Source organism: Pseudomonadota bacterium (assembly GCA_010028905.1).
Lineage (GTDB): Bacteria > Vulcanimicrobiota > Xenobia > RGZZ01 > RGZZ01 > RGZZ01.
In genome coordinates this window covers 1-5,910 of the sequence record RGZZ01000320.1, presented here as the reverse complement: position 1 = coordinate 5,910, position 5,910 = coordinate 1, and the positions used below count along the sequence as shown (strand labels likewise).

The window sequence follows — 5,910 nt, the reverse complement described above, 5'->3', positions numbered from 1 at the left end:
TGAACGCATCGAGCGCCTGCATCGCGCCGGGATAGCGATCTTCCGGGCGCTTGGCAAGCAGGCGGAGGATGACCTCCTCCACCGCGGGCAGAAGTCCCGGGTTGTGCCGTCGAGGCGGCACCGGCTCTTCCTGGATGTGCTTGATGAGCACGTTCATCGGGCTATCAGATGAGAAGGGGCGCTTGCCGCTGAAGAGCTCGTAGGCCACGACGCCGAACGAGTACAGGTCGCTGCGCTCGTCGCCGCGCTTGCCGCTGGCCTGCTCGGGCGACATGTAGGCCACGGTGCCCACCACCGCCCCCTCCTGGGTGATGGTGACGCCCCGCACGTTCATGGGGCGCGCCAGCCCGAAGTCCATGAGCTTGGCCCGTCGGTCGGGGGTGACGATGATGTTCTCCGGCTTGATGTCGCGGTGCACGATGCCGCGGGAGTGGGCGTGGTTGAGGGCGTGCAGGATGTCTCCGAGAACGGGGATGAGGGTTCGAGGCGCGCGACCGAAGGTGCGCACCCATTCACGAATGGTCACCCCGTCGACGTACTCCATGACGATGTAGTGCTCTGTATCGGTCCCCTCGTCGAGCACGCGGACAATGGACGGGTGAGCGAGGCTGGAGGCGGCCTTGGCCTCTCGGAAGAAGCGCTGCACGGCGCGGGCTTCGCAGGCGATGTCGGAGCGGATGATCTTCACCGCCACCACCTCATCGGTGACGCGATCACGCCCCTTGTAGACGACCCCCATGCCCCCTTCGCCCACCCGCTTCTCGAGCGTGTAGCGTCCGCCCAGCACGCGCCCCTTCATGGCGTGATGGAGAACCTCTTGGGGAACGACCCCGTCAGTCCGGCGGCAACCAAGAAGTTTCTCCTCCTCACGAACGGCTCCGAGGCAGGACACCGGCGCGCAAGCCAGCGTCGTCGAACCTGGGGACGCAGCGCCAGCGGAGGGCCGGGGGCACAAGCCGATGACGCCATGCTGAATCCTGTTCAAGGCTATTCAATGCCCACCGAGGAGAGCCCTGCCAATCCTTGAAAATTATTCCCCCCTCGTGCGGGGCAGGAAGGGTGCGGCGGCGTAACGCAGCGCCTGGGGCGGAGCCAGCACGACAGGAAAGCGAAGCAGCGTGAAGGAAGCCTGCCCTTGTGAACAGCTTCTCCACCTCCCCTTCCCCCGACGAAGGCCCGCAGGACGACGAGACGAGCGGAGCAGGCACATCGCGTTCGAGCATCATCCTGCTGATCTTCACCGTGCTCGTGGTGGCCTCAGCCTCGTGGTACTTCGTCGGCGGCGGTCGATCCGTCATCGAACGTCGCCTCGCCCGTGCCGCGGGAGGCGAAGACAGCGTGAGCGAGCAGGAGGCCGTGGAGATGGTGCGCGGCTACCTCTCCGGTCCCCAGAACCTCGGGGTGAACGACCGCCTCGACAAGGTCTGCGAGCGCCTGGAGAGCCACGGCATCAGCGTGAGCGAGCGCAGCTGGAGCGCCGTCACCGAGTCTGGCAAGGAAGGCTGGCTGGTGACCTGCGTGCTGCGCGGCCCCGGCTATGAGAGCCGGTTCGAGTGGACCCTCGACGCGAGCGGAAACGCAGTGCAGCCCAGGAACGGCCCCGCCAGAGACCTCGAGCAGTTCGACACCGCGGCAGGGAAGAGCCACGTGGCGACCTGGAGCGAGACGGGCTCGCCGAAGCCGGGCCGCAAGGTGCCTGGCGGCCACCCCAGTGGGGCAGCCCCTCCGCACAAGACGGAACCTGCCGCGCACCGCGACGGAGATGACATCTCCCTGGTGGGCGTCTACACCGCGGGCGGCGTCGAGACCGCGCTGCTCTCCTCACCGCGCGGCCAGACAGAAGCCGTGGTCGGCGGCCAGATCGACGGCTGGAAGGTTCGTGAGATACGACACAGAGGCGGCTCGGCGGTGGCCGTGGTTCTCGTGAAGGGCAGCGAGATGCGCGTGTGCCCGCCGCAGGAGGCGCGCATGCGGCGTCGCGCCCGGCACCTGGCGGTCCCCCACGTCCCACAAACGCCCCGGAGACCCGCCAGGGAACTCCGGGAGACGGCGGCCCCGATCCGCCCGTGGGCGTTCCGAATGCGAATCCGCCCGGAGAGCCTCCGCCGCCTCCCGCGGGGGGACCGGCGCAAGAGCCTCCCAAGGAAGGCCCCCCGCCTGGGGCACCTCCGCCCGGGGCGTCTCCCGAAGGCGCCGCTGGCGGCGGATGACCGCTTCGCTGAAGCAGCCCACGACCCCACCGCCGCAACAACACGCACGGCTGCGCGATCGGCTCGCGGCGCTCCGCTTCCCTTCCCCGAGATGAAGATCTACCGCACCGACCATCACACGGTACCCCTGCCAGAAGGCCATCGGTTTCCGATGCACAAGTACGCCCTCCTGCGAAGGCGTGTGGAGGAGGCCCTCCTGCCACACCCGCGGCTCGCGCTCGTAGAGGCCCCCGCCGCCACGCGAGACGACCTGATCCTCGCCCACGATGCCGGCTACATCGACCGGGTGTGGAGCGGCACCCTCACCGCGGAGGAGGTACGGCGCATCGGTTTCCCGTGGTCGCCTTCGCTGGTGGAGCGATGCCTGCGCTCGTGCGGGGCCACCGTGGCCGGGTGCTTCTCCGCTGCGCAGGATCGGATCGCGGTCAGTCTCGCCGGCGGCACCCACCATGCCTTCGCAGATCGCGGTGAGGGGTACTGCGTGTTCAACGACGCCGCTGTTGCAGCTCGCCGCGCGGTGAGCGCCGGACTTGCGAGGCAGGTCGTCGTCGTGGACTGCGACGTGCATCAGGGCAACGGCACAGCGGCCATCTTGCGAGGCGACTCGTCTGCGTTCACGTTCTCCATCCACGGCGAGAAGAACTTCCCGTTCCACAAGGAGGAGAGCGACCTCGACGTCGGGCTGCCCGACGGTGCAGACGACGCAACCTACCTGGAGGCGCTTGAGAAGGGGCTGGAAGAGGCCTTGCGGCGCTGCCCCGAGGCCGGGATGGCCATCTATCTGGCGGGCGCGGATCCTCTCGACAGCGACAAGCTCGGAAGGCTGCAGGTCTCGCGTGCGGGTCTAGCCCGCCGGGACGAGCTGGTTCTCGATGCCCTGCTGGCCAGAGACATCAAGGTGGTGATCACCATGGCCGGCGGCTACGGTCACGACGTGGAGGAGACCGTGGCGGTTCACCTCGCCACGGTGCGCATCGCGGCGACGCGCGCGCTGCGCGACGGCGGCCTCAGTACTGGGGATACCACCATCTGAAGCCCTGCGCCTGGTTGGCCAGGAAGGTCTGGATCAGGCGTGACCTGAGCTCCTCGGGCAGCTCGTCGAACGGGCCGTGGCTGGTGAGCTTCACCTTGGCGGGAACGCTGTACACGCGCTGCTCTCGGTCGCGAACCGAGAACGTGAACGCACCGGGCGCACCGGTCTTGTAGTAGAAGAACGACTTCATCAGCACAATCTCGCCGGGGGCCATGACGAAGAGCCCGTACTTCTCGCTGTCGCTGATGAGCGCGCTGAGCTTGGGGCTGCGGAGCCGGCGGGTGCGCCAGTCGATGACCCGAGGCGTCTTCGAGGTGTTCACGAGATAGGTGTACACGCGAATGTTGCGGGTCGCGTCGACCTGCGTCTGATCCGGTCGATCGATGTGCGCAATGCCCACGATGAGCCCATCGTCGACGGCCGCAGCCGATGCCCGCTCGGTGCCCCCTGAACCGACCTCGCCCCGTGCAGCGCCGGCAGTCAGCAGCAGCAGCGATGCGCACATCGCAAGGGTTGTCAGGTGTCTGAGAGTGGCAAGCATCGTGGTGGTTCTCTTCCGTGGAGATGGCCCGCGCGGAGCACTGCTAGTATTGTTGCAGGACAGGGCCGCGTTCCTGCGCGCTCCCTGCCGTGGAAGCCCTCGACAACGAGGGGTCACGCCGCGCCCACTCCTGCCGATCAGGCAAGCATGCCCGACGTCCCCTCCCCGACGCCCCTCGCAGAGGGTTTGGTTCCCCGAGAACAGAAAGGCGACGACATGATCTCTGAGGGTTCTGGCGCTCACGATCGGCGTCTCGACGTCCGCGTTTCCGCGGCGGCGGTGCACGCCATCATCGTCGACATCGAGGAAGACGGCATCATGGTTCCCGGGGCGCTGCTTCCCCACGACATCTCGACCGCCGGCGTGCGCGGCAAGTGGGAGCGCCCGCTGCCTGAGGGCAGCTTCGCGCTCCATCTCGAGGTCGCCGATGGGGTGGAGTGCCTCGCTCGAGCCGCCTGGCAGCGGCTCCTTCCGAGCGGTGGCTCGATTGCCGGCGTGGGCTTCATCCACATCTCGGAAGACGCGCAGGCCAGCCTGCAGGCCTACGTCGACGCGCTCCAGGCGCCGCCCCGCAGACGGTCGCCGCGCTACAGCGACGTACTCCCGGTCGAGCTCATCGATGGCGATAGCAGCCTCACCGCCATTGCCTGTGACGTGAGCATCGAAGGCCTCCAGATCACGTCTGACGCCGCCCTCCCCGACAGCGACGCGGTCACGTTGCTCCTGCCGCTCACCTGGGGCGTTCCCCTCGAGGTCGGTGCGCGCATCCGCTGGCGGCGGGACACCACCCACGGCCAGCGCCTCGCCGGCCTCGAGTTCACCGCAATGAGCCAGGAGGCAACAGAGGCCCTGACCGCCTATCTCGACGAGCTGACCTCGTGAGACGCGCAGCCTGGGCGCCTCTCGCCCTGCTGGCCGCCCTGCTCTGCTGCTCGGCCACGGCCCTGGCCCAGGAGGGAGAAGGCCCCTCGTATGCTGTTCAGGCCTCGGTGAAGACGCTCCCCCTGGCCGACCTCCCAGGCGTGGTCAGACTCGACTGCCCCGGACGCCCCCGAGGCAGCGGGAGCGCCCCAGACGAGGTGGCCCAGGTGGCTCCGCTGGGAGGGCGTGTGATGCTGGTCTCCGAGCGCTGGGGTCGCCTCTATCGACCCGGCGTCGCCAAGCCATTGTGGAGCGGTCGCGTCGACGGGGTGTGGACCCTGTCTCCCGACGGTCGCAAGCTGGCGGTGGCCACACACGGCGGCGTGACCCTGACCGATCTCGAGCACCCGCGTCGCACGCGCTGGTTCGCTGCCGCGGGCACGCCTCGCCCGCTGTTCTCGCGCGACAGCCGTCGCCTTCTCATCATCGATGAGCAGCTCGAGCTGATCACGCATCGCCTCGACAAGCACGCCCCCCCATCTCGGGCGCGGCTCTTCCGCGGCGGCGCCATGCTCGACTACGCCTACCTGTTCCCAGACGGTCGCACCCTCTTCTTCACCCTGCTTCGCACGGCAGGAAACGGCTCGACCTACTGCAGGGATCTGCCCACGGGTCGCACCGGCCTCGTCACCGCCTTCAGCGGAGTCGACTGGAGCGCGCGATACCGTGTCTCGTGGAACGGCCAGTTCGTCTGGAGCAGCGCGCGCCTGCCGGACAGCCGGCTCCTGGAGACCGTCGCCCTGGTCACGGGCCTCGGCGTGCGCGGCGAGTCAGACGCCCCCATCGTGCTCTCGCCGCTTGCAAGCTTCGACAGCCAACGTACCGTGCCAGCGGTGGCCTCCGTCGGAAACGCGACCGCCTACGCCTATCGCGATCGCCTCGAGCTCTTCGACTTGGTCGAGCGCGTGGTGACCCGCATCGAGGGCTGGCCCGTCGCTGCGGGTGGCGACAGCCCAACCCCCATCGGCTTCCTCGAGCCCCAGAAGCAGCTCGCGGTGCTCGTCGGAACCTCGATCTACCTCCTTCCCGTAGGGATGAGAGCCCCATCACCACCCGCCGGAGGAATGCCGTGAGACGCTGCCTGTCTGTCTTGATCGCCCTGCTGCTGCTCGTCTCACCCGCTCACGCAGGTCCGAAGCAGACAGCAGACCTGTCGTTCCAGGATCTGGAGGGAAAGTCGGTCGCTCTGCGTCCGCTGCTCGATC

General features: G+C 68.3%; 6 protein-coding genes. 4 read left to right on the top strand and 2 right to left on the bottom strand.

Translation table 11 applies throughout. From position 1 onward, the window contains the following. Positions 1 to 799, bottom strand: a 799-nt coding sequence (locus tag EB084_18005) for a serine/threonine protein kinase (GenBank protein NDD30154.1), incomplete at its 3' end; no start/stop codon positions are given. An 18-nt stretch (positions 800 to 817) separates the two neighbouring features. On the opposite strand from EB084_18005, the gene EB084_18000 reads away from it, so the two are divergent. After that, positions 818 to 1,027, top strand: coding sequence for a hypothetical protein (locus tag EB084_18000; GenBank protein NDD30153.1), 210 nt, complete (start codon positions 818 to 820; stop codon positions 1,025 to 1,027). A 1,274-nt stretch (positions 1,028 to 2,301) separates the two neighbouring features. Then, on the top strand, positions 2,302 to 3,243 hold the full coding sequence (locus EB084_17995) for a histone deacetylase (GenBank protein NDD30152.1): 942 nt from the start codon (positions 2,302 to 2,304) through the stop codon (positions 3,241 to 3,243). Here EB084_17995 and EB084_17990 read toward each other — a convergent pair. After that, positions 3,218 to 3,784 (bottom strand): hypothetical protein, encoded by a 567-nt coding sequence (locus EB084_17990; protein ID NDD30151.1) that lies wholly within the window; start codon positions 3,782 to 3,784, stop codon positions 3,218 to 3,220. The genes EB084_17995 and EB084_17990 overlap by 26 nt on opposite strands. Before the next feature lie 147 nt (positions 3,785 to 3,931). Here EB084_17990 and EB084_17985 point away from each other — a divergent pair, with 147 nt between their 5' ends. Together EB084_17985 and EB084_17980 are read left to right on the top strand one after the other, a co-directional pair. Beyond that, positions 3,932 to 4,666 carry a PilZ domain-containing protein gene (locus EB084_17985; protein NDD30150.1) on the top strand — a complete coding sequence of 245 codons (735 nt, stop codon included), beginning with the start codon at positions 3,932 to 3,934 and terminating at the stop codon, positions 4,664 to 4,666. Continuing rightward, positions 4,663 to 5,778, top strand: a complete 1,116-nt coding sequence (locus EB084_17980) for a hypothetical protein (protein NDD30149.1) — start codon at positions 4,663 to 4,665, stop codon at positions 5,776 to 5,778. The genes EB084_17985 and EB084_17980 overlap by 4 nt, the downstream gene beginning before the upstream one ends. The last annotated feature ends 132 nt before the right edge of the window (positions 5,779 to 5,910 follow it).